This is a genomic window from Leptotrichia massiliensis, from assembly GCF_900104625.1.
Taxonomy (GTDB): domain Bacteria; phylum Fusobacteriota; class Fusobacteriia; order Fusobacteriales; family Leptotrichiaceae; genus Leptotrichia; species Leptotrichia massiliensis.
On record NZ_FNVZ01000005.1, the window covers coordinates 180,683 to 203,014 of the forward strand.

27 protein-coding genes are annotated in these 22,332 nt (G+C 27.5%); 24 read left to right on the forward strand and 3 right to left on the reverse strand.

Annotated features, from left to right (window positions below; genetic code table 11):
• Positions 1-182 precede the first annotated feature (182 nt).
• The 5 genes from BQ5344_RS04845 to rlmD all read left to right on the forward strand — a co-directional run bounded on the left by BQ5344_RS04845 (position 183) and on the right by rlmD (position 6,087).
• Positions 183-1,277, forward strand: coding sequence for an ABC transporter permease (locus tag BQ5344_RS04845; RefSeq protein ID WP_071124394.1), 1,095 nt, complete (start codon positions 183-185; stop codon positions 1,275-1,277).
• A 40-nt stretch (positions 1,278-1,317) separates the two neighbouring features.
• Positions 1,318-1,692: a hypothetical protein gene (locus BQ5344_RS04850; RefSeq protein ID WP_021768831.1), complete on the forward strand. Its 375-nt coding sequence runs from the start codon at positions 1,318-1,320 to the stop codon at positions 1,690-1,692.
• An 88-nt stretch (positions 1,693-1,780) separates the two neighbouring features.
• The gene (locus BQ5344_RS04855) at positions 1,781-2,530 is read left to right on the forward strand and encodes a hypothetical protein (RefSeq protein WP_071124395.1); all 750 of its coding nucleotides are present in this window, start codon (positions 1,781-1,783) and stop codon (positions 2,528-2,530) included.
• A 215-nt stretch (positions 2,531-2,745) separates the two neighbouring features.
• Complete coding sequence (locus BQ5344_RS04860; RefSeq protein WP_071124396.1) at positions 2,746-3,960, forward strand: M20 metallopeptidase family protein; 1,215 nt, start codon at positions 2,746-2,748, stop codon at positions 3,958-3,960.
• A 708-nt stretch (positions 3,961-4,668) separates the two neighbouring features.
• A complete protein-coding gene (gene rlmD / locus BQ5344_RS04865; protein WP_071124397.1) occupies positions 4,669-6,087 on the forward strand; it encodes a 23S rRNA (uracil(1939)-C(5))-methyltransferase RlmD in 1,419 nt (472 codons plus the stop codon).
• Positions 6,088-6,174: 87 nt separating this feature from the next.
• Here the strand turns inward: rlmD and BQ5344_RS04870 are convergent, their stop codons facing one another.
• The 3 genes from BQ5344_RS04870 to BQ5344_RS04880 all read right to left on the reverse strand — a co-directional run bounded on the left by BQ5344_RS04870 (position 6,175) and on the right by BQ5344_RS04880 (position 8,146).
• Positions 6,175-7,257 (reverse strand): tyrosine-type recombinase/integrase, encoded by a 1,083-nt coding sequence (locus BQ5344_RS04870; protein ID WP_021768796.1) that lies wholly within the window; start codon positions 7,255-7,257, stop codon positions 6,175-6,177.
• 113 nt (positions 7,258-7,370) lie between these two features.
• Positions 7,371-7,637 (reverse strand): ImmA/IrrE family metallo-endopeptidase, encoded by a 267-nt coding sequence (locus BQ5344_RS12605; protein ID WP_036070348.1) that lies wholly within the window; start codon positions 7,635-7,637, stop codon positions 7,371-7,373.
• 110 nt (positions 7,638-7,747) lie between these two features.
• On the reverse strand, positions 7,748-8,146 hold the full coding sequence (locus BQ5344_RS04880; RefSeq protein ID WP_051285795.1) for a helix-turn-helix domain-containing protein: 399 nt from the start codon (positions 8,144-8,146) through the stop codon (positions 7,748-7,750).
• Positions 8,147-8,327: 181 nt separating this feature from the next.
• Between BQ5344_RS04880 and BQ5344_RS04885 the strand changes: the two genes are divergently transcribed.
• From BQ5344_RS04885 to BQ5344_RS04970, 19 genes are all read left to right on the forward strand, one after another.
• Positions 8,328-8,552: a hypothetical protein gene (locus BQ5344_RS04885; RefSeq protein WP_071124399.1), complete on the forward strand. Its 225-nt coding sequence runs from the start codon at positions 8,328-8,330 to the stop codon at positions 8,550-8,552.
• 16 nt (positions 8,553-8,568) lie between these two features.
• On the forward strand, positions 8,569-9,375 hold the full coding sequence (locus BQ5344_RS04890; protein ID WP_021768789.1) for a hypothetical protein: 807 nt from the start codon (positions 8,569-8,571) through the stop codon (positions 9,373-9,375).
• Positions 9,281-10,075 carry an ATP-binding protein gene (locus BQ5344_RS04895; protein ID WP_083378202.1) on the forward strand — a complete coding sequence of 265 codons (795 nt, stop codon included), beginning with the start codon at positions 9,281-9,283 and terminating at the stop codon, positions 10,073-10,075. Before BQ5344_RS04890 ends, BQ5344_RS04895 begins: the two co-directional genes overlap by 95 nt.
• On the forward strand, positions 10,072-10,311 hold the full coding sequence (locus BQ5344_RS04900) for a hypothetical protein (RefSeq protein WP_021768787.1): 240 nt from the start codon (positions 10,072-10,074) through the stop codon (positions 10,309-10,311). The genes BQ5344_RS04895 and BQ5344_RS04900 overlap by 4 nt, the downstream gene beginning before the upstream one ends.
• Positions 10,312-10,343: 32 nt before the next feature.
• Positions 10,344-11,132: a ParA family protein gene (locus tag BQ5344_RS04905; protein ID WP_071124400.1), complete on the forward strand. Its 789-nt coding sequence runs from the start codon at positions 10,344-10,346 to the stop codon at positions 11,130-11,132.
• A gap of 113 nt (positions 11,133-11,245) precedes the next feature.
• The gene (locus tag BQ5344_RS04910) at positions 11,246-11,857 is read left to right on the forward strand and encodes a hypothetical protein (RefSeq protein ID WP_021768785.1); all 612 of its coding nucleotides are present in this window, start codon (positions 11,246-11,248) and stop codon (positions 11,855-11,857) included.
• Positions 11,835-12,059: a hypothetical protein gene (locus BQ5344_RS04915; RefSeq protein ID WP_021768784.1), complete on the forward strand. Its 225-nt coding sequence runs from the start codon at positions 11,835-11,837 to the stop codon at positions 12,057-12,059. Before BQ5344_RS04910 ends, BQ5344_RS04915 begins: the two co-directional genes overlap by 23 nt.
• Positions 12,060-12,118: 59 nt before the next feature.
• Positions 12,119-12,403 (forward strand): hypothetical protein, encoded by a 285-nt coding sequence (locus BQ5344_RS04920; protein ID WP_021768783.1) that lies wholly within the window; start codon positions 12,119-12,121, stop codon positions 12,401-12,403.
• 79 nt (positions 12,404-12,482) lie between these two features.
• The gene (locus tag BQ5344_RS04925; protein ID WP_021769937.1) at positions 12,483-12,740 is read left to right on the forward strand and encodes a hypothetical protein; all 258 of its coding nucleotides are present in this window, start codon (positions 12,483-12,485) and stop codon (positions 12,738-12,740) included.
• Between the two features lie 149 nt (positions 12,741-12,889).
• Positions 12,890-13,051, forward strand: a complete 162-nt coding sequence (locus BQ5344_RS12145) for a hypothetical protein (RefSeq protein ID WP_021769936.1) — start codon at positions 12,890-12,892, stop codon at positions 13,049-13,051.
• Between the two features lie 83 nt (positions 13,052-13,134).
• Positions 13,135-13,653, forward strand: a complete 519-nt coding sequence (locus BQ5344_RS04930) for a hypothetical protein (protein WP_021769935.1) — start codon at positions 13,135-13,137, stop codon at positions 13,651-13,653.
• Positions 13,654-13,778: 125 nt separating this feature from the next.
• On the forward strand, positions 13,779-14,183 hold the full coding sequence (locus BQ5344_RS04935; RefSeq protein WP_036071620.1) for a hypothetical protein: 405 nt from the start codon (positions 13,779-13,781) through the stop codon (positions 14,181-14,183).
• Positions 14,184-14,185: 2 nt separating this feature from the next.
• Positions 14,186-16,051 (forward strand): MobA/MobL family protein, encoded by a 1,866-nt coding sequence (locus BQ5344_RS04940; RefSeq protein WP_071124401.1) that lies wholly within the window; start codon positions 14,186-14,188, stop codon positions 16,049-16,051.
• Positions 16,052-16,114: 63 nt separating this feature from the next.
• Positions 16,115-16,357, forward strand: a complete 243-nt coding sequence (locus BQ5344_RS04945) for a hypothetical protein (RefSeq protein WP_071124402.1) — start codon at positions 16,115-16,117, stop codon at positions 16,355-16,357.
• A gap of 660 nt (positions 16,358-17,017) precedes the next feature.
• Complete coding sequence (locus BQ5344_RS04950) at positions 17,018-17,383, forward strand: hypothetical protein (protein WP_021744877.1); 366 nt, start codon at positions 17,018-17,020, stop codon at positions 17,381-17,383.
• Between the two features lie 2 nt (positions 17,384-17,385).
• Positions 17,386-18,093, forward strand: coding sequence for a VirB8 family type IV secretion system protein (locus BQ5344_RS04955; protein ID WP_071124403.1), 708 nt, complete (start codon positions 17,386-17,388; stop codon positions 18,091-18,093).
• Between the two features lie 18 nt (positions 18,094-18,111).
• Positions 18,112-18,936 carry a TrbG/VirB9 family P-type conjugative transfer protein gene (locus tag BQ5344_RS04960; protein WP_071124404.1) on the forward strand — a complete coding sequence of 275 codons (825 nt, stop codon included), beginning with the start codon at positions 18,112-18,114 and terminating at the stop codon, positions 18,934-18,936.
• A gap of 16 nt (positions 18,937-18,952) precedes the next feature.
• Entirely contained in the window at positions 18,953-20,290 is a 1,338-nt protein-coding gene (locus tag BQ5344_RS04965) for a TraB/TrbI/VirB10 family type IV secretion system protein (RefSeq protein ID WP_071124405.1), read from the forward strand.
• Positions 20,291-20,292: 2 nt separating this feature from the next.
• Positions 20,293-22,329 carry a type IV secretory system conjugative DNA transfer family protein gene (locus tag BQ5344_RS04970; RefSeq protein WP_071124406.1) on the forward strand — a complete coding sequence of 679 codons (2,037 nt, stop codon included), beginning with the start codon at positions 20,293-20,295 and terminating at the stop codon, positions 22,327-22,329.
• Positions 22,330-22,332 lie beyond the last annotated feature (3 nt).

Sequence of the window (22,332 nt, forward strand, 5' to 3'; positions counted from 1 at the left end):
ACGGAAGGAAAGGAAGAAGGGAAAAATATCCTACTTTGAAGATTTTTGACATTGAAGAAAAAAAGTTGCTGAAATGACTATAAATTTAAACGATTACTATTTATTAAAAAAATATTTTGCAGAAAATAACGTGGCAATAAACGACCAGTATGAAGATTTTTAACAGGAAAAGGTGAAGAACTGTGGAGTTATTAGAAAAAGATGAGGAATATGTTATTTCCTTACTTATGCAAGGGAAAAAAGTAGAGGCTATTGCCTTTGTTAAAGATAAAACAGGAATGAATTTAAAAGAGGCTAAAGATTATATTGATAAAAAAATCAATAATGAGTACTATGATAAAAATTTATCTATTTCTGAAGAAGATGAGAAACATATATCTTCTCTGATTAATGAAAATAAAAAATTGGAAGCCGTTGCTTTTCTTCATAAAAATAAGGATATATATTTATTGGAAGCAAAAAATTATACAGATAATTTAATTTTTAAGAAAAACATTAAAACTAATAAAGAAAATACTCATAAAAGGGGATATGTTTTTGATGAAAAATTGAATCTTTTTGTTCCAAATTTATCTAAACAAAAGAAAGCACAAAAAATAATAATAAATATTTTCTTGATACTTGTACTTATTTCTTTAATTCAATTTATATTTTTAGATAGAAGTTCAGATTTACAAATGATAATTTTAGCATTTTCTATCTTGGGTATTTTACTTTTGACGATAGTTTTACCTTTGGTTAGCTTAGATATCTATAATACAGAAAATAAATTAAAAACTCTTAGAAATTTAGAACTTTCAGATCAATTAGAAGTTAAAGCTTTCATTAGTAATTTTGATTTATTTGCAAATCTTCTATTACTTCTTATACTTATCATTGTGATACCTATTGTTCTTATTAAGGCATATAAGAAAGGGGAATATAAAGATATTCTTTATCTTATTCCGTTAATTATTTTCACAATTTATGGAGTTTATGAGCTTTTAAAAATGCTTAAGTATAAAAAATATTCGTTAAATATAAGTAATAAAGAGATTACTCTGTTATATAATAAAAATGAAATAAAATCTATAAAAATTGAGAACATAAATTTTATTAATTTCTATACTAAAGAATTTAAGAAGGGAAGAAAGTATAATATTCCTATTATTCAAATTTTAGATAGAAAAAAGAATATATTTGCTGAGATGGATATAAAAACAAGCGATTATATTTTATTGAAAAAGTATTTCAAAAAATATGAAGTATTAATAGACGATGAGTTTAATAAGATTTAAAAAATAAGATTATATGTAAATATTTAAGGAGGAATATAAAATGATTATTAGTATGATAATACTACAACTGGTAATACTTATTATCTCTAGTGCAACTCTTATATATTTAATAGTCAGAAAAAATACAATGGAATGTTTTTATGTAGAAAATGAAAACTTACATCTTAATTCTGTACCTACAAAAAAAATCCCGCTTTTCGACATCGATTATGTAGAATTTTACTGTACTCGTATTCGTAATTCTTACAGAGGGCAAATAAGGATTCATAAGAAAAATGCAAAAGTGGTTAAACGTTTTTTTCAGACAAGTAAAATTTCACTTATTGTCACTGAAAAAATGGTTTTAGATGAAATACAGAAATTAACACCTATTTTAAAAGAATATTCTATACCGTATACCGTTAAATATGACTAAATTAAAAATGTAGAATTTAGAAAAAAATTACTGTTGCTTCACTTATGTAAAAATGACAATATTTTATATTGAAAAGGAAGTGTTTTAAATGACAATGTTTGGAATGATTGGCGAGATAATGTTTATACCCTTAATTTTTATTTTATCAATATTTCTTGCTTTAGCAGCAAGAAAAAGAATAATAAAAAAAACTGTATTCGTAGAAATTGATGATAATTTAAAAGATTTGGAGCCACATGAATTTTTTTATAACATATTAAAAATAGAAAGGGCGGCAAAACCGATTTATTGTATAGAAATTTTTTTGTTAATAGTAGACACTGTATATATTTTATTTGGTGGATATTTAGAGTATCTTGAAGAACTGGAATTTGTAAAGGAGTATCCTGATTTTTCCATAAGCCCTATAACTTCTGTGCTTACTAAATTTGGTATTCCAATTTTTTTATGGTTTGTTATACTTTTTCTATTATTACTTGCATTGTTTATGAGAAAGAAAGAAAATAAAAGAATTTTTAAAATGTTAGATGATTTAGATAAGCAAAACCTTTTAACTTATGCAAAAGAAGATTTTATTAATTCTGATAGAATAGTTAGAACTGGAATAATGTTGCAAAGTGATTTAAAACTTGGAAATAGATATTTGTTTTGTGTTTATCCCGCATATATAATCCCTTATTCTTGGATTTATGATGTGAAAGTTGATAAATTTCTTAGTCGAGGAGGAAATTATTATTCTTTAAATTTTACTCTTAATAAATCTTTTGATTCTATACAAATATTTTTTGCTAAAAAAAATATTGCTGAAAAGGCTAGAGATTTTATTTTAAAAAAATAAAAATTATATTAAAGTTATTTATAGATGTATTCGACAATTTAAGTTTTTTTATTTTTACAAGAGGTTAAGCCTCTTTGTTTCAGAACATTTATTTTATCAAATCTTAAATACATATAGTTTTCGAACAAGTCTATTTATTTTTCAAAAATTTACAAAGATAGTATTTTTTGATATAATAAAATTATGTAATTTTTTAGAAAGAGAAGTGAGAATAAATGGATTCACGAGGAATAAATGAGTTTATAAAAGAAAATGTTGATAAAATTTATGATGAAATGGTAAAAGTCAGAAGAGTTATTCATGAAAATCCTGAACTTGGAGATGAAGAATTTGAAACAAGTAAATTTATAAAAAATTTTTTAATGGAAAATGGAATTGAATTTTCTGAGATTATAAATACAGGAGTTGTTGCGACAATTTATAATGATAAGGAAAATATTAAAAATAAGACAGTTGCGACTCGTGCGGATATTGATGCATTACCAATTTTCGAAGAAAATGAAGTTGAATATAAGTCAAAAAATATTGGAAAAATGCACGCTTGTGGACACGATGCACATACAACTATTCAACTTGGAGTAGCAAAAATTTTGGCAGACAACAAAGATAAATGGCACGGAACTGTGAGATTTTTCTTTCAGCCTGCGGAAGAAACAACTGGCGGTGCTGATAGAATGATAAAAAATGGAGCATTAAAATTTGAAAATGATAAAAATCGAAAAATAGATGCCTTTTTTGCATTACACATGGCTCCAGAAATAGAACTTGGGAAAATTGGGATAAAATATGGAAAAGCACATGCTTCATCAGCAAGAATCCACCTTACAATAAACGGATTTTCTGCCCACGCGGCATTGCCTCACAAAGGAGTTGATGCAATTTTAATTGGGTCAAAAGTTATGGAATACTTACAATCAATAGTAAGCAGAAGAATTGATTCAAGAGAAGAAGCCGTAATTACAATAGGAACATTTAACGGAGGCTTTGCTGATAATGTAGTGTGTGATAAAGTGGAAATGAGAGGAACTGCAAGAACAATGTCCGAAGAAACAAGAACATTTATAATCGAAACACTTGAAAAAGACCTGCCTAAATTTGTAGAATCACTAGGCGGAACAGTAAATGTGGATATTAAGCGTGGCTATGCTCCTGTAATTAACAACGAAGAAATAACAAAAAAAGTAGAAAATAATATTGTTGACTTATACGGAGAAAATGCTCTGGAATTAATAAAACAGCCTAGAATGGATGTTGAAGATGTTAGTTATTTCCTAAATGAAATCCCCGGGTGTTTTTTCAGACTAGGAACAAGAGTGGAAGAAAAAGGCTTAATTTATGATTTGCACCATCCAAAATTTAATATTGATGAGGAAAGCTTGAAAATCGGAATGGGGTTGCAATTGAAAAATATTTTAGAATATTTGAAATAAAAGTTTTTTTATTATAAATTTATTGATTAATGTTTATTTTTCCTATTTATATTTTTAAATTTTTTAACGTAAGGGCATCAATCGCCATACCCTTTTTCGCAATACTAGTTATTTTATATAATACTTTAGATATTAGCGAAAGTGCTACGCACTAATCCCAGCTTGTCTATGTATTTTTTGAAATATTCCCAAGAAAGTTGTCTAGACATTTATTATTTAGATAAATCTAGATTGCTATAAAAATGAAACACATAAATATGTTTAGTCGTTTTCAATCCAAAAAATCACGACATTTTTAGTTTAATTATAGAAATTACTTTGATAAAGAAATTATAATTATACTAATCTCCATTTAAATAACGAATTTATTAGAAACTTTTCTAATAAATTATACAAGCCTTATGTTTTCAAGTAATTTAAGATATAATTCTTATTTTTTTAGACAGAGTTTAGTATAAATTAATCCGTCGGAGCGTTTTTCTGTGCTGGCAAAACTGTTTGAGCATAGCGAGTTTTTTGTCAGTGCAGAAAAATGTCGTAGACTAGCCATAGGTTGTAGGATTTGCGGCAATGAGCAATCCTACGAAAATAAAAATGAAAAAACATAGTAATGTGAAAAAATATTTATTAATCAAAATATATAAAAATTAATAAAAAATAATTTATTTGGATATTTGAAAAGAATATTTGAAATAAAAAAGGAATGAGATGAATAAAATAAAAAATAATTATAAAATTGGACAAAAACTGGAAATTGAGATAGAAAAAATAGTATTTGGTGGGGAAGGACTTGGAAGAGTTGATGGATTTACAGTATTTGTACCGATGAGTGTGCCAGGAGATAAATTGGAAGTGGAGATTATCTCGGTAAAAAAGTCGTATGCAAGAGGGCTTATAACTAGGATAATTGAACCATCAAAGGACAGGATTGAGGATTTGTCCAAAATTAGTTTTGAGGATTTTGATGGCTGTGATTTTGGAATGCTTAAATATGAGAAACAGCTTGAATATAAGGATAAAATGCTTGAAGAAGTGTTGACAAAGATTGCTGAAATTAATTTGAAAAAGGTAAAAATTAGCAAAATTATTGGAAGTGATAAAAAAATTAATTATAGAAACAAGACGGCTGAGCCATTTTTCAAAAAGAATGAAATTATTCAGACAGGATTTTATTCAAGAAAGTCCCACAATGTATTTTCGGCTAAAGAAAGTCTTCTAAAGTCAGAAATTGCCAAGATAATTATTGATAAATTTTTACAGAAAGTAAATAGTTTTGCAGGCACAAAAAAGGAATTTAAAGTTTTTAATGAAGTAAATAATACTGGATTTTTGAAGCAAATAATGGTTAGAAATAATGAAAAAGATGAAGTTATGATAGTTGTTGTCGTAAATAAAAATTCGCAGTATAATCAACTTTCAAAAGTACTGGAAGAAATGTATGATGAAAATGACTACATAAAATCAATCTATATTTCTGTAAAAACTGAACAGAATAACGTAATTTTAGGTAAAAATGTCCATTTATTTGGAAGCCAGTATTTGGAAGAGGAAATGGAAGGATTAAAATTCAAGATTTATCCAAATTCATTTTTCCAGATTAATAAAAAACAGGCACTAAAACTTTACGATGTTGCAATAAACTTTTTGAATGAAGAAAATAAAAATACTGATAAAATCTATGAAAAAACATTAATTGATGCATTTTCAGGAACTGGAACAATTGCGATGATGCTTTCAAAAAACATAAAAAAGGTTATTGGAATTGAAAGTGTGGAAAGTTCAACACTTGCCGCAAAACTGACTTCTTATGAAAACTCCATTCAAAATGTAGAATTTGTAAATGGAAAAGTTGAGAAAGAACTCCCAAAAATTTTGAAGAGAGAAGATGTCGGAGCAATAGTTTTCGATCCGCCAAGACGAGGAATCGAGGAAACTGCCCTAAAAAGTGTTATAAAAAATAAAATTGAAAAAATTGTTTATATTTCTTGCAATCCTGCCACTTTTGCACGAGATGTGAAGATTTTGGCTGAAAATGGATATGTACTAAGGAAAGTTACTCCTGTGGATATGTTTCCGCAAACTCCTCACATTGAGGTAGTAGGGTTGTTAGAAAAATCCGATATTTAAAGGGTTTATTGGGGCTTTTGAATTGAAATAAATTGAGAAAAATGGAGATAAAATAGGACTACTGGTAACAAATTGGTAACAAATAAATTAGTCACCATAGTCCAGTTTTTTTACTTCAATTAATAAATCTTGAGGACTATAATGAGTGTAAACTCCATCAGTAACGTCTAATGATTTATGTCCTACTATTCGTTTAATTTTACTTTCCGTAACATTTAATTTTTTTAATTCTGTAATAAATGTATGACGACAAGCATGTCTATTATTAGTAAAGTTTAATAAATTTCGAAATTCAATAAAATTATTTACAAAAGTAACTTCTGAAAAGGCTTTTTTAGACTTGGTTTGTGAAAATAAAAAATCCTTATTAGGAAATTCATTATAATAGAAAATAATTAAATCTTTTATTTTAGGATGTATTGGAATAATTCTATCTTTTCCTGCTTCTGTTTTTATCCCTCCAATCATATAATTTTCATTAAAAAAAATATTTTCTTTTTTAATGCTTCTGATTTCTCCAGATCGCATACCAGTATACAACATTATTAAAGTCATATCTGCTATTTTTTTTAACTTATTTGTACAATTATTTTCATTAGAATATTTTCTAATTTTTTTAATGGTTTTAATATCAATAACTTTAACAGGTCTAGTTACAGATTTTTTCTGGCTAATTTCCAATAATTCAGAAATATCTTTATCAACTATATTATTTTTCATAGCCATTTTGTATATTTTGTTCAATAAAGTTTTTAAATATTTTGATGTTCCTTTAACAGGAACTGAGATAGCTTGTTGTAATTCATGATATGTCAACTCTCTTATAGGTTTATTTTTTAAATGTGACAAATATAAGTTATAGGATTTATAGTATCTCTCATGAGATCTTTTTGTAACTTCGGCTTGTTTTTTTTCATACCATATTTTCCATAAATCATTTAATGTAGTATTTTTCTCATCGATATTAAATGGCATTATTTTATACTTGGCAAGAGCAATTTCAGCTTCTTCTGATGTGGTATAATAACCAAGAACTGTTCTTTTTATTGTACCATCAATTTGGATTTCTCCTGGGGTTCTAACCATCCAAGGCTTATTTCTTTTTCCAGATAATTTAGTAATTGAACCTGCACCATTTAATTTTCGAGTTCTTCTTTTTTTTCTACCCATATTAATTCCTCTTAATTATAATTAACCAAAATAAATTTAAATGTTATTTCAGTTTATATTCTTTAAAATATTTTGTGAATGACTTGGCTTCTTTTTCCATTAAATCATTGTATTTATCTGCTTCTCCGACTTAATAGATATTGCTTATGTAATATAAAATGTCCAAATTCATGTATTAAAATATCGATTTCTTCTTGAGAAGATAATCCTTTTTTCAAAAAAATAAAGTCTTTATTATTTTTATCAATAAAAAAAGCTCCTTTAAAGAGAAAATTACCGTATAGTATATGAATTTTATAGTGCTTACATAAGAAATGTATATCTTTTGTATTATGAAGAAGCATCAAAATTCTTATTTGTTCTTTTATATAGTTTTTCATAAGTGAATAATATAATAAGATATTTTTATTATATATAGTTTTTACTTATATCGGACATTTTTTTATATATATTTAGACATTGCACTTAATTATACAATACACCTACAAAATTATTTATCTTCATTTTCATATTTTTGCTTATAATAAAATTCTTGCATCAAGTCAATCATTTTCTTTTTATCCTCATCGCTAATATCTTTATCTTTAAAAAATGCTATATTGTGTTTAGTCAAGTTATCTCTTGATATAGAGTTATCCTCGTCTTTAAATCCTAATAAATATTCAGGAGTAGTGTTATATATTTTTGATAAGGCAGTAATTCTTTTAATCGGTATTCTTGAAATCTCACCACTTTCATATCTTTGTAGTGTTGCAGCTGATACAGAAGTAGAATACTTTTTTAATTTATCTGAAACCTGTTGTAAACTTAGACCCTGTTTTTCTCGTGCTTCTTTTAACTTTTTTGCTCGTTCGATTTCAATATCTGAAAGTTCAGTATTTTTTTTCATATCACACCTCATAGTATTTATTATTATTATACTATATTATACTATAATTTTCTTATAATGCAATAAATTTTAACAAAAAAAATCAAAAAATTACGTTTTAAGTATTGACTTATATTTTTAAATATGATATATTTATTACGTAAAAAGTAATAAAATATAAAAAAGGGAGGGAAGAAGTAAAATGATAAATAAAAATCTTTTTAAAGCTGCATATATATCTAAAGGATTAAAACAATCAGATATAGCTAAAAGACTTAAAATAACAGAGAATACACTAAGAAGAAAAATAAAAAATAATGCACTTGAAATAAGAGAAGTGGATGAATTAGTAAAATTTTTAGAGATAAAAAATCCTATTGAAATTTTTTTTACTAATTTTGTTACGCAAAACGTAAAACGAAATTAATTAGAAAGGATAAAAAATGTCTACATTTAGAATAAATAAAAATAAAAATTTTACAATTATTTCAAATATTCATTTAAAAGAAAAGAAAATGTCTTTGAAAGCAAAAGGATTGTTAACAGTAATGTTAAGTCTTCCACCAGATTGGGATTATTCTTTATCAGGATTAGTGTCTATCTGTAAAGAAAATGAATTTGCTGTAAAAACAACATTAAAAGAACTGAAAATATTTGGATATTTAAGAATTGATATGATAAAACCAAATGAATCTGAAACTAAACGAATTGAATATGTCTATAATATTTATGAATATCCGCTACCAGAAGATAAAAGACAGAAAGTTAATAAACAGCAGGTTAAAAATCAACCTACTGATTATCAATCAACTAAAAAACAGCAGATTGATAAACAAGGACAATTAAAGACTAATACATTAAGTACTAAAGAATTAAATACTAAGTTATTAAATACTTATTCTCTCTTTATGGATAAGTGGAATGAATTAGCAAAAGAATGTGAATTAAGTTTAATTAAATCTTTTACGGAGAACAGAAAGAAAAAATTGTCTGAATTACTTGAGAAATATACTCAAGAGGAAATTTTAGAAACAATGTTTAAAATAAAGAATATAAATTTTTTACTTGGAAGAACTGATAAATCAAATTGGAAAATATCATTTGATGATTTTCTGAATGAGGAAAAGTTTATAAAGATAATGGAAGGAGCTTATTATGATGAAGTTAAGCCAACTGGCAGAAAACAGGATAAAAAAATTTCAAAATCAAAACCAAAATCAGCAGGAGAAAAAAAAGAGTACGGATTCTGATGGAAAGTTAAAAGAAACAATACAAGCAAGTAGACAACTTAGGCAACAGGAATTATGGAAAAAAATTGAATATTTTCTTAATATTTCAAGTTTGCCAGTCCGATGGAAAGAATATGTTTTTGAAAATTCTGAAATATTATCGAAAGAAGAAAATGTAATCAAACAGAAACTTGAGTATTATTGTGAACATTTTAAAGAAGCTAAGGATAAAGGACTAGGTTTGTATTTGTGTGGAGAGATAGGGACTGGAAAAAGTTTTTACAGTCTATGTGTTTTCAATGAGTTGCTAAAAAATAATTATAAAGTTTACCGAACGACTTTGAATGGGATTTATCAAAGAATCCAGTCAACTTTCAGCAATTTTAATAATTTAACTGAAGAAAAGGTTTTTAAGGACTTACTTGAAGCGGATTTGATAATACTAGATGACTTGGGAAAAGAAAATATATCAGAAACTTGGGGAAAGTCAAAGTTATATACGATATTTAATTTTTTCTATGAAAAGGAAAAATGTATTATTATATCAACAAATTTAGGCAAGGAAGAAATTGCTGATTTTATGGATACACAGGGAAATGATGCATTGTTAGACAGATTTCGTGAGAAATTGGATACATTGGAATTTGTGTGGGAAAGTAGAAGAAAGGTAATAGGAAAAAAATTATTTGAAGAATTTTGGAAAGAGAGGAAAATAAAATGAGTGCAAATGTTGACTTAGAAAAAGTTGCGGCTTTAATAGGGGAATCAATAGATTTTGTAAGGGTAAATTTACAAGAAGGAACACTTTTAATTGATGGTGAGCCAATAGGTTATGCAGTTAAAAAGAAGGAAACTCAGAAAAATTTCTTTTATGTAGTTGATCCAATTAGATTTGTTAAATATATAAAAGAATTAAGAAAATCACTTGTAGAGTTAGAAGAAATGGAAATAAAATGAATTTATAATAAAAAAATTCAGGAGGAAATAATATGAAAATAATAAGTATAGTAAATCCAAAAGGTGGAGCAGGAAAGACGGTAAGTGCAATAAATATTGCATATGCACTAAAAAATAAAGGGAAAAAAGTTTTATTAATTGATACAGATCCAAGAGGAGCGATAGCTTCGTATCTTAACATAAAAAATGATAATACGATTTTTGAAGCATTAAAGGAGTGCTATGACAGTTTGGGAATGGTAGACAAGGAGAAGTATATAAATGAAAAAAATGGAGTGGATATAATAATCAGCAATATTTACTTTAATCAAATTGATGAATTTTTCAAAAGGGAAGGGGATGAAAATGGACAGGAGCAACTGAAAATATTTAAGGATTTTTTTGAAAACTTTAGTGAATATGACTTTATAGTAATTGATACAGAAGGTACTGTGAATAATACAGTCAAAGGGATTTTAAATGTAACAGACTATGTTTTTGCACCTTCAAAAGTTTCGTTTATAGATACGAATGGACTTAGAGATTTACTTGAAATGATGGAAATTTCAAAAATGGATAATCCGAAAATTAAACTTTATAAAATATTTTTTGTGCAAGTGAAGGAAAATACAAAAGTGTTTAAAAAAGTACATTTGGAAATGAAAGAGATTTTAAAAGAAATGTATTCGGATATTTATGTGAGAGAAGATGCAAATATATTAAATTCGATGGAAAAGCATAAAGATATATTTAGCTTTAAGAAGAGCAGTAATGCGGCAATAGATTATAAAAATTTAGTGAATGAATTTTTGTATAATGAAGTTTATAAAAATAAAGAATAGAAAGAATTTTCTCACGTGTCGGAAAATCAATAGGACAATGACAATTTAATAACTGTGTAAAAAATTAAATCACAGTTATTTGAATTGTCAGTAATTTTTTGATAGGAGGTATTATGGATAGACAGGAACTGTTAAATATTAATAAAAATCGGAAAATGGAAGTTGAAAGTTATCATAGCGATTTTGATTTTGATAAATATGAGATAACTGATGAAAGGGTTATAAGGGAAGTAACTCAGACTGAGGAGGATATACGGCAAATTGGGAAATTTATGGCAAAAAAGGCTCTTGAAATGGGGAGAAAGTTGAAAAGAGTTCAGGAGATTTTGTCAAATCACGGGACAGGAACATTTGTAGCCTGGTTTACTTCATTAGGGCTTGATAAGAATATGGTTTATCGTGAAATTAATAGGTGGGAACAGTTTGAAAAATATAGGAATCCTGCGATTGCAGAAGCGAGTGTTAGGACATTGGAATATATAAAGAAAAACAATGATAAGCTCGAAGAGGCGGAGATTGTAGAAATTCTTGAAAATCCTGCTGAATCTGCTAAAAAAATTAAGGAAATAGAGAAAAAAGGTAAGGAAGAAACAGAAATTAACTTTGATGAAAAAATACAGAAATTAAGTGAAAAAATTGAGAAAGCACGCAAAAATATAGAAAAATGGGAATTTGAAATTAAGAAACTGAAAGGTGAAAATAATGATTTTGAAAAAGAATTGTAAAAAGATAAAAAGAATTATAAATAAGTTGATAGACAGAGTTTTAGGATATATGTTGGCTATTATGTTTGCGTTTTCATTTTTTATAACTGAAGATCTGGTAATCAAAATTATATTAAGTGGAGTAATGGGAGTGATATTGATTGGATTTACAGCTGTATCAATGTACATAGAAAGTATTGATATAAAATTAGCTGGAATTTAAGAATTAAAAAAAATTTTAGAAGAAATGTGAAAAAAGAAGAATAAAATTTGGGAGGAATAATGAAAAAAAATATTAGAATTTCAATAATATCAGGGCTATCTATAGTTGTTTTTGTTGTAATATCATTTCAAATGGCTGGATTAAGAAGAAGGAAGGAAAATAGCCAAGATGTTCAGGAAAAACGACAGCAGGAAATCTTAGATATATGCAGAACAAATAAAGTTATGAAAATATATAGTCAAAATGACGGCGAAAATTTTTATGTTGTTCTTGAGAATAAAAATATTTATAAAGTTGATGAAGATAAATTGGGGAATTATGCAATTGGAGAATATTGTAAATAAATATAGTTATCAAAAGTATAGTTTTTCCCACGTGTGAGAAAATTAAAAGTTGAAAGACAATAATAAAAAATGAAAGGAAGTGATAACAAATGAAGAGAAAAATAAAAAAATATTTAATACTTCAAACAGTGTCTATTTACTAATTCAGGTAATTTTAATTATATCGAAAAATAATTATTTAAAAATTACTTGGATTGAAACTTTTTTACCAACAATTATCATAGTTACCATATATTTGACAGTTGCTATAATGATTTTCATTTTTATAAAAATTATTCAAAAAGTTTATGGAGTATCTGATGAAGAAATGAATAAAAGATTTTGGGATAAATTGTGAAAGTTAAAAAAATATAGGAAAGGATAGGTAAAAATATGTCTTTTATAGTAATTATTAGTCTTTTAGGTCTTTTTATATTTATTATGTCACTGATAACTTGGGGTGAACAAAAAGAAAAAAAGAAAATAAAAGATTTGAGGTAAAATAAAATGAAAAAATCAAAAAATATAACAGAAGTTACAATCAATAATAAAAAGCGATACGTAGTAATCGGAACAGGGTTAAGAACGTTGGGATTAGGAACATTGAATATTAATGATATTGAAGAAAAAATGAAAATGGGAGATGATAAAATGGAAAAATTAAAGTAGGAAGGGAATAATAGAAAAAAAGAGTAGACAGCGGTTTTCTCACACGTGAGAAAATTCAAAATTATATACAAGGATGATGATATATGAATATAATAAATAATACATTAAATAATAAAACACAAATTAAAATTAATGATAGAATAATAGATGTAAATGATATTGAAAAAATTGAAAGAAATCCGTTTTCGTTTAAAATATTTAAGTTAAATATAAAATTAATTACAGGAGAAGTAATTCAGGAAAAATATAAATCGCTTAGTGAAATGCATAAAAATTATGAGAAATTTGTAACAGAAGCTGGATTTGACTTTTCTGGAAAATTAAGAAAAGAAAGAGTGAAATATACAAATGGAAATATATATTTAAAAGATTTTATAATCGCTTCTAGTGAGTTAATAGGGATAAGGCGAATTGGAGAGTTAAGGAAAGGATTAAAATTGATGATGTATCGAGGAGCAAGAGGAATGTATGATACTAAAATAGAATTATTTTTGAGGGGAGGGAATGTTATTACTTTAGAAGTGGAAAATGAAAAGTATGGTGAATATGATTTTGAGCAATTAAAAAGAATTTTTGAATCAAAAAAATGTATATCAGAATAAAATAAAATAAAATCTAAACTAATCGTAATGTATGTTATGGTTAGTTTTTGTAATTATGAGAAGATTAAAAAAGTGAAAGAGAAAAAGGAATGTTTAGATATTTAAAAATAATTTGGGAGGGATATATGAAAATATATGATATAAGATTATTAAGGACAACGACAGGAAAAGAGCATATATGTTTTTTTTACAAGACTTTACCTAAAAAAAGGATAAATGAAACAATAGATATTTTTAAGAGAAATGTGGGATTAATAGTAAACAATCAAATAAATGATGTAAAAATAAAGGAATATATAAGTGAAGAAAAGTTTGTAAAAATTATGAAAATGATAAAGGTAAGTGATAATAAAATAGGAAAATATAATATGAAGCTGTATAGAAATGATGAAATATGGATGTATAAAATTGAAAATATTTCGGATACTGATATAAACTTTAAAGATTGTGATATTTTATTAGATAGAAATTTTTTCATAAATGATAAATATATAAAATACGTGATTATAAAAAATAATACGGAGGCATAATTGTGGCAATATTTTATCTTAGAATGAAAAAAAGTAAAAGAGGTAGTAAATATATTCCGCCTACTGCACATTTGGATTATATAAACAGAGATGAAAAATATGGTAAAAAAGAGGATTTACTTTTTAAGGAAGTAAGGAATCTTCCAGAAGAGTTTGGCGATATTAAAGACTTTTGGAAATGTGCAGAAACTTATGAAAGAAAAAATTCTAATCTGTACAGGGAACTTGAAATTTCATTACCGAGAGAGTTTACTCCTGAAGAAAATAAAAAGATGGTGGATAATTTTTGTAAAAATCTTTTTGGAAAAGAATATGTGTATAACTATGCAATGCACAATCCAAAAAGTTTTGATGGGGATATGCAACCACACGTGCATATAGTGTTTTTTGAAAGAAAAATAGATGATATTAAAAGAGATAAGGATAAATATTTTAAGAGATATAATTCTAAAAATATAGAAAAAGGCGGATGGGAAAAGGATAAAAAATGGAGAGAAAGAAGTACATTAAAAAGTATAAGGAAAGAATGGGAAACATTTTTAAATTTTGAACTTGAAAAGAAAGGACTTGAGAAAGTAAGTGCAAAATCATTAAAGGATCAGAAAAGGGATGCAGAAAATAATAATGACTATAAGAAAGTTTATGAGTTAAATCGTAAAGCAATAAATATTGATGGAAAGATTTTATACAGAAAAGAAAGTGAATTAAGTGATAAGGAAAAAGTTAAGAAGAGAATATTTATTAAAAGCAGAATTTTAAAAGCTGGAACAGATTTAATGAAAAAACTGCTTGAAAAATTGAAAAAACTAGAAAGGGAGTATGAAGATTTAAAAAGAGATAAAATAGGAGATTTAGAAAATTTGGAAAGACTGAGGGGGTTAGAAGAGAGTGTAAGAGATATAAAGAAGAAGATGTCAAAAGATAAAATTGAGAATACTGTGTACAACTTGATGACGGATAAAAAGTACTATAAATTTCTGAATGAGAACAAAAAAATTGACAAGGAACTAAAAAATACAAAAGATAAAAATAGAATAAAATATTTAAAAATTACAAAAGAAAAGAATTTAAAAAATTTAGAAAGTTTAAGAAATGAAATTCAGAATAACTGGAAAAAGAAGTATATTTTTGATAAAAGAGTTGAAAATATTAGGGAAAAATATTTAAGGAAAATTTCAAATTTTGAAGATGAAAAAGACACGATATATGAAAATTTAAAAGAGAAAAATATTAAATATAATGATGAAAAAAATGGACTGTATAATATAAATCATTTGCAATTTATTTATGAAAAAAATGGACTGAAAGAGATAAATAGAATTGAAAAAGAACTAAAAAAATTAGTAAAAGAGTTAGATAAAAATGAGGAAGTAGTCAGTCAGGAAACTTTGATAAAAGATAAATATTCAAATTATGAATTTTCAAAATTGGAGAAAAATATTGCGGAGAGTAAGATTAAAATAGAAGGACTGCAAAAAGAACTTAACAAAAATTTGGATATAAGTGAACAAAAATATTACTTGGACTGGTTAAAAAGAGAAGTAAAAATAAAGGAAGATTATGAGGCAAGAAAAGAAAATATTGAAATAAAAATTCAAAAAAAATTACAAGATGAACTTTTAAAAAATGGCAATTCTAAAGTTCAGGAAAGGGAAAAAGTTAAAAAAATTATCAAGAATATAGAAGCCATAAAAGTGTTGGATAAGAAAAAAAGATTGTCTGAAAAACGACAAGTAAGTATAAAAAAATGGAACAGGAAAAAGAAAAGTAACAGTTTAAATGGTGCAAATTATGATAAAAATTTAGGAGGTATAAGTGGTAATTTTAGAATGGAAGATATAGAAGTTTTAGACGAGTTGGAAAGATAAAATTTATATATTTAAAAATTTTTGTGGTATACTTAAAGTAAAGAATGAATGGAAGTGATTGATATGATAAAGGATCCAAGAAATCCAATGTCAGAACCTCAAGATATAATAAAATCTATGATAGGAGTTGTTATACTGATGTATTCAATTTTTAAAATTGCAATAGATTTAACATTAATTTTTTTAATATATAGGTTATTTAATCCTTCTAGAAAGGTTACTATGGGATTTTTAGTAAAAGGTTGGCTTGTATTATACCTGATAAAAACTTTTGTAAAAACTGTTAATGAGAGTAAATATAAATGAATTTAAGGGCAGTAAAAAGCTGTCCTTTTTTGTGAAAATAAGTTTTTGAAGATATAAATATTATTAATTTCTTAGAAATTGAACACGAACGAAGTGAGTTTTTGAGTGTAAACAAAAGCCATTTTTTCACAATTTTTTGTGGCAAAAAAATCACGGTAAGTTTCTAAAAATTTTTAAATTTGAGAAACTGGTAAACGTGCTTTCCAAAATTTAGAAAAATTTGGGAAAGTTTATGGGGAAAAATTTTCAAAAAAGGGCTTGACTTTTTGAAAAAATTGAGGTAATATTAGCACAAGAATAAAACAGCGTAAAAAATGAGAGCCTAGTTTTAGGAGGTGTATAGGCAGGATACAGGACTTTTCCTTAAACTCATTTTAAAAGAAGAATAAAATAAAGTAGTATAAAATTAAATATAGAGAGCCTAAATGCGGGATTATTGGAAAAAACATTTCTAAGATTTTGTATAGGCTCTTTTTTTTATTCAAAAGCGAGGTGAAAATATGAAATTAGACTTAAACATTAGAAGTCCTTAACTAGAATATTGTGATAAAAAACAAATACATAAAACTAAATATAGGAGCCTGAGTGCAGAATTATTGGAAAAAACATTTCTGAAATTTTGTACGGGCTCTTTTTTTGTATAAGAGAGGACGATAAATAATGAAAAAAATAAAACTTAAAAATATATTGTTAGATAAAAAATTTCAATTGCTGTGTCTAATGATTTTGTTTTTGGTAACAACTGTGATAAGTCAGGCAACTACAAGCGGAAATGCAGGAATATTTGCAACGCTTGTAACTTTTCTTACAAATATGAATAATGGACTGAAAATAGTTTTTTCACTTGGTGCTATTGGGTGCATAGGATTTGGAGTATTTAAGATGTTGACTGATCCGAATATGACAGCAATAATAACTCTGTTAATAGGAGTGGCTTTGGCACTTGCACTTATTTTTGGTTCAGAGGATATAGTAAAAGGACTTGGTGGAACTATGATTGATACAGCTCTTTTGGAAGGAGTATAGGCTTGGATTTAAAAAGAATAAATAGAAAAAGGAATATTTTTAAATTAAGGACTGATGTCAAAAGAGAAAAGACAAGTTTTGAAAAAAGGGCTGAAACTTTGTTTGAACTTGCAGAAACGAATGCAAAGTTAAAAAAGGGATTAGGAATAAGCATAGTTATCAATCATATATTAATCTTAGCATTAATATTCTTTGTTTTGAGAACGAATATAAAAGTATTTCTTGTTCAGGTTGATAAAACGACAGGAGCTCCAATGGAAGTGAATGTGTTGACAAAATCCAATGTAAAAGTTGGGGAGAAGGAAACAAAATATTTCATATCAAAATTCATTTTGGATGTAAGAACTCTTCCAAAAGACATGACATATTACGATAACAAGTTAAAGGAAAATGCTTTTTTCTTAACACAAAATTCGCAAAAAAAATTGGATGCGATGATTCAGGAAACAGGAACAATACAAATGCTTGCAGATAAAATTACAACGAATGTAAATATAGTTTCAGCTAACAAACTTACAAATACTTCAAACACTTATCAAGTCAGATGGAAGGAAAAACAGTTTTCTGAAACAGGAATGGAAATGCAGGATACAAGTTATCTTGGAGTATTTACTGTGGAATATGTGAATGAAAAAAATGAGGAACTGGTTGCTAAAAATCCATTGGGAATAATAATAAAGGATTTTACAATTTCGAGGGAAAATAATTAGAAAAAATGAGGGAGATGTATGACAAAGAATAAGTTAAAAAAATTTAATAGAAAAATATTATCAGTGCTGTTTTTGATATTGATGTCGGTTAATATTTTTGCAAATGATGGAAATGCAAAAGATAATGTTACGGTAGATGTGGTAAAAAATAGTCAAAAAATATTTGATGATGACGGAATATTAAGCGGAAAAAAGGATGCAATAAAAAAGACAGCCGTTATATTTAATTATGCGGAAAACAGCATATATGAAGTTTATTCCAAGCCAGACTATTTAACGACTTTAAGGCTTGCTCCAAACGAAAAAGTGGTATTTAAGGCTGGTGGAGATACAGAACGTTGGATGATTGAAGAGGCGACAGGTGGAAAAGAAAACAGAACATACATATACATAAAGCCACTTGAAGAAGATATAAAGACTAACATAAATATAGTTACAGACAAGCATAGTTACTTTATTAACATTGAATCCACAAATGGAGAATACAATCCTTTAGTTGAATGGCAATATCCAAATGAGAGAAAAATATTAATGGATGAATATGAGGCTAATACGGAAAGTATTGGTACAACGGACTTAATGAAACTGAATTACAGATATTCGTGGAACAAGAACTCAAAACTTTCTCCAGTTCAAGTGTTTGACAACGGAGAAAAGACATTCATAGTATTAAAGTCAAATTTGCAGGAAATGCCAGCTTTTTATGTAAAAGGTTTGGATAACCAATTATCCTTAGTTAATACAAAAATTGAAGGACGTAATGTAATGATTAACAGTGTTGTGAAAGAAATATATATGACGCTTGGAAAAAATACCTTAAAAATATATAACCAGAAAAAATAGAAAGGAGGTGTCTTAATTGATAGATAAAAATGACTATTTTGAAACTTCTGAAGATGATTTTACGGAACAGAAGGAAGAGGAAATATCGCTTGAGGATGAGAGGACAGGAACGATAAAAAATTCAAAGATAAAAATAGAAGAATTTTTTGATAAGAAAAAAGTTGCTATCCTAGTCTGCATAATTTCGGCTTTAATTTTTGTAAGCATATATTTTGCAAATCAGGCTAAAAAGAATGAGAAGCCGAAGGAACAGGGAAAAACGGAATCAATGTCAACTGGAACGGGACTGAATATAAAGGATGCAGTAGATACTCAAAATCAAAATACTCAAACTCCTGAAGGTGTAACGCAGGATGGAGTGGCAAATATAAATACGACGACTGATGGAACTGGAACGCCTAACTTATCACAGTATGATTCTCAGCTAGGTTCAGAATACAATAACGACAATCTTGATTCAAATTATGGTTCAAGCTCATCGTCGTTTTCAGATATTTCAGAAGATAAAAATTCCAATAGTTCAACAGTCACGGAAGAAAAAAGCAAGGAGTGGAGAAAATCTGCAATAGGATTTAATAAGGGAGTTTCAACACAAACTCCGCAAACAACAGAACAGTATCAGGAACAACAACAGCAACAAGTTCCTCAGAATGTGCAACAGCAAAATGAAAATGACACAGATCAGAATAAACAGAAGTCAAAGGCCTTATTCCAGAAGCAAAAGCAGGACAGCTTCTATTCGACTAATTTAAAAAATCCTGCAATAGGAAAATATGAGTTAAAGACAGGGAGCTTTATTCCAGCTGTTCTTGTAACGGCAATCAACTCTGATTTGCCGGGAGATGTGATTGCTCAGGTTAGAGAAAATGTTTATGACTACCGTACTGGAAAGTATATTTTAATTCCTATGGGTACAAAAATAGTTGGAAAATATGACAGCAGTATAACGTATGGACAGAACAGGGTTTTGTTGATATGGCAAAGACTGGTATTTCCAAACGGATCAACTCTTGTGCTTGACAATATGCAGGGAGTGGATTTATTGGGGAATGCTGGCTTAAAAGGAAAAACCAACAACCATTTCTGGAAACTTATGAGAAGTGTGCTGTTATCTTCCGCCATAAATATGGCTTCAGGTTCGCTTGAAAGTCTTGATGTAAATATTGAAGCTGGAAGCAGGTCAAGAGTGAATATTGGTACAGGAGCTTCAGATGCGGCACAGAATATTAGAAGCATTGGGGAAAGAATGGTTGAAAAGGATTTAAATAGGCAGCCTACAATTGAGATAAAAAGAGGTAAAAAATTTAATATCTTTGTAAGTAAGGATATAATTTTATCTCCATATAGGAAATAATTATGGATAAAAAATATAAGCCGCTCAGAAATACGAAGCCTGTAAAATGGATTTTTGCAATTATGATGTTCATTTCATTAAATATAACGGGTTTAATTATAGTATCAACAAACTATATGGAAGAACTGGAAAAAGTTAATAACTATGCGACTTTTGCAAAAATACGTAGATTAATAAAACCTGTAATTATTGGGAAAAAGAATCAGTATATGTACTTTCCATCTGAAAATTGGGAAATGGTAATGGAAAAGACGCCTAAATTAACTTCGCAGTTTCAATTAGGTATGTGCTTTATATCTGTTAGCTCGTTAATTATTTTAACAATGCCGTACTGGAAAAAAAGGAAACTGAAATCGCACGGAGATGCTGAATTTGGAACGTATGATGATTTGAAGAAAGATAAGAAAAAGCCGTCAGATGTAGATTTTTTAAGTGGCAATGAAAATGGTTTTGTTATTGGATATGTAAAAACTTTATCAGGGAAATTAAAATTACTCTATGATACGTCAATGATACATATTGCCCTGTTCTTGCCAACAAGAGGAGGAAAAGGTGTGGGATATATTATTCCAAGCCTTATAGCAGGACTGAAAAAAATATCAACCTTTATTTCTGACATAAAGAAGGAAAATTACGAACTTACAAGCTGGTACAGAGCAAAAATATTGAAACATAAAATATTAAAATTTGAGCCAATGAGTGAACTTTCAAACAGTTATAACTTTTTATCGGAAGTACGGTATGGAACAAATTACGAGATTGAAGATTGCAGAATAATTGGAACAATGATTGTTGGGGAAGATGAAAGCAAGGATCCGTTCTGGGGAGACAGTGCAAAAGATACAATTTCCACTTTAACTGGTTATGTTCATTACAGGGAAGTAAGCAGCCGTCCTGAAGAAGATCCTGATATAACGGATGTTAGAGTTTCACTAAACGATGTAATATCAATAATTACTAATACTGAAAATTCTTTGTATAGAATGTTTGCAAAATATCTTGGAAAGCCTATGGAAGAAGATGAATACGAAGATGAAATGTCAAAAGATTTTATTCTGAAGGAAAAAACAATTGAAAGGCTTAGAAAAATATATACTGATGAAGAATCAATTAAAGCATTAAACAAAGGATTGCACCCCTTTGTTGCAAAACAGTTCGGATATTTATTGCAAAATACAGGAGAAAATACGTTCAAGTCTATTACTTCAACGGCAAAGACTAAATTACAGGTATTTGAAATTCCTTCAGTTGTAAAAAATATAGAAAAGTCTGATTTTAGGGCAATGGACTTAGTTAATGGTGATAATCCTGTAGATTTATACTTTGTAATAAAACCAAAAGATATAGATTTGTTAGCTCCGTTAGTACGGATAATGTATATTCAGCTGACAAATTTATTAATGGAAAGTTTAAGCAAGAAAAATTTTAACATAACATTTTTAATGGATGAACTAAATGCTTATGGCAAGATGAAGGCTCTTGTAAAAGGGCTTGGATACTATGCAGGATTTGGAATAAAGATGGTTGGAATATTTCAAGGGCTTGATCAGTTAAATTCGACATATGATAAACAGGGGAAAGAGGTGTTAAATGGATGCCAGATTCAAATATTTGGTAGACCAAACGATGAAGCTGCACCTGACTATATTTCAAAGACACTCGGCAAAGAAACAATCAGGGTAAAAAGTAGAAATATTGGGCTAAAAGGGGGAGGAAACGTTTCAGAGCAGGGAAAGGATTTATTAAGTCCTTCAGAAACAAGACTGCTGCCTGACAGAAAGGCAGTTGTAATTACAGGATATAAAAAACCTTTATTATTAGATAAGCTCTATTACTACGAATATCCTGAACTGCTAAAAAGGACACAGCACCAGCCAGTATTCTTTAAGGACGGATATGTAATATTTGAAGCAATGAAGGGGATGTATGAATACAAGCATACATTTAAGATGAAAGAGGAAGATTTTTATGATGATATAAAATATGAAAAAATTATTGAAAAGGTAAGAAAAAAGTATAAATCAGAAAAAATAGGATAGGGA